The sequence below is a fragment of the Micromonospora sp. NPDC049580 genome (assembly GCF_040675595.1).
Taxonomy (GTDB): Bacteria; Actinomycetota; Actinomycetes; order Mycobacteriales; family Micromonosporaceae; genus Micromonospora.
On sequence record NZ_JBFAPG010000740.1, the window covers coordinates 1 to 1,997 of the forward strand.

General features: G+C 74.9%; 2 protein-coding genes. Both read right to left on the reverse strand.

What is annotated here, in order from left to right:
* Window positions 1–191: hypothetical protein (locus AB0J68_RS31605; RefSeq protein ID WP_363942477.1), on the reverse strand; the 191-nt coding region annotated here is incomplete at its 3' end.
* 88 nt (window positions 192–279) lie between these two features.
* Window positions 280–1,997 (reverse strand): ABC transporter ATP-binding protein (locus tag AB0J68_RS31610; RefSeq protein ID WP_363942479.1); only part of this gene is annotated, 1,718 nt, incomplete at its 5' end.

Here is a 1,997-nt window from a genome sequence, read left to right on the forward strand (position 1 = left end):
GCGCAGATCTCCTCGTAGCCGGCGGCGACGCCGGCGGCCTCGGTCAGCTCGGCGTCGTCCAGCGCGGCGAGGTCATCCTCGCGCGCCTCGATCGCCGGCAGCAGCTTCTCCAGCGGAGCAAGATCCACGGTTGATCCCGGGCGCTGGAGGAACCGCCGGAACTTGCTCTTGAACCGTTGCGACACACCCATGAGCGGCAACGGTACGCGATTCCAGCCGCCTTGCGCGGCCCGGCCGGTCGGGTATCCGCCGGCATGTCGATTCCGCGTCGCCGCCGGATCAGGCGACCAGCAGTTGGTGGGTGGCCAGCTCCCGGTAGAGCGGGTCGGTGGCGGTCAGCTCGGCGTGGGTGCCCACCGCCACCACCCGGCCGCCGTCGAGCACGACGATCTGGTCGGCGTCCACCACGGTGGCGAGTCGATGCGCCACGATCAGCAGTGTCCGGCGGGCGGCCACCGCGTCGATGGCCCGGCGCAGCGCGGCCTCGTTGCGCGCGTCGAGGTTGCTGGTCGGCTCGTCGAGCAGCAGCACCGGAGGGCCGGCCAGCAGCGCCCGGCCGATGGCCAGCCGCTGCCGCTCACCCCCGGAGAGCAGCACCCCGCCCTCCCCCACCTGCACGTCCAGGCCCTGCGGGGTCCGCTGGACGAGGTGGCTCAGGTTGACCTCGTCGAGGACCTCGCGCAGCCGGTCGTCCGTGGCGTCGGGCGCGGTGATCAGCAGGTTCTCGCGCAGCGTGCCGGCGAGCACGGGAGCCTCCTGCTCCACGTACCCGAGCCGGGCGCGCAGCGCGTCGCGGGGCAGCTCCCGCACATCGACCCCGTCGACGCGGACGGCGCCGGCGCTCACCTCGTAGAAGCGCTCGACCAGGGCCAGCAGCGTCGACTTGCCGGCGCCCGAGGGGCCGACCAGGGCGGTACGGGTGCCGGTCGGCACCGCGAAGCTGACGTCGTGCAGCACCGGCGTGCCGCCCGGGTAGCCGAACCCGACCCGGTCGAACTCGATCATCGGGGCGGGCCGGCGGGGGATCGTCGTGGCGGTCCCGGCCGTCGGCCGGTCCGCCGCGCCCTCCGCCGGCACGGCCAGGATCTCCTCGATCCGCTGCAACGCGCCCAGACCGGACTGCAACTGGGTGTACGCGCGCAGCACCTGGCCCAGCGGCAGCGCCAGGAGGAACAGGTACATGACGAAGGCGACCAGGTCGCCGACGGAGATCGCCCCGGCGGCGACCCGCGCCCCGCCGATCCCCAGCACCAGCAGGAACGCTCCCTGCACGGTGACCGAGCCGATCGGGCCGATCAGCGCCTGCACCCGGGCCACCCGCAGCCCCGCCGCGTACGCCTGGTGGGCGCTGCCGGTGACGGTCTCCGCCTCCCGGCGCTCGGCGCGGCTGGCCCGGATGGTCCGGGCCGCCGAGATGGCCCGCTCCACCGCCGAGGTCATCTCGCCGATGCGCTCCTGGGCGAGGCGGGCCAGCGCCCGGACCCGGCGGGCGAAGGTGGCGGCGAAGCCGAGCCCCAGCGCCACCCCGAGCAGGGTGACGCCGAACAGCAGCGGGTCGAGCAGCACCATCGCGGTGCCGGCGCCGAGCACCATCACCGCACCGGTGACCGTCTCGAACAGCCCGGAGGTGACGACCGCCCGCAGCAGGGTGGTGTCCGAGCCCACCCGGGAGAGCAGGTCGCCGGTGCGCCGCTGGTCGTACTCGGCGATGGGCAGCCGCAGCAGGTGACCGGCGAGCCGTCGCCGGGTGCTCAGCACCAGCCCCTCGGCGGTGCGTTGCAACAGGTAGTCGCGCAGCCCGCCGATCGCCGCGCCGAGCACCACGAGCGCCACCAGCACCGCCACCAGGGCGGACACCGGGTGCTCGGCGCCGATCCGGTCGAGCACCGACCGGGTGAGCAGCGGCTGGGCCAGCGACGCCGCCGAGCCGAGCAGCGACAGCGCTCCCACCGCGACGAGGGTGCCGCGCTGCTTCCGTACCTGCGGGAGCACCGCGG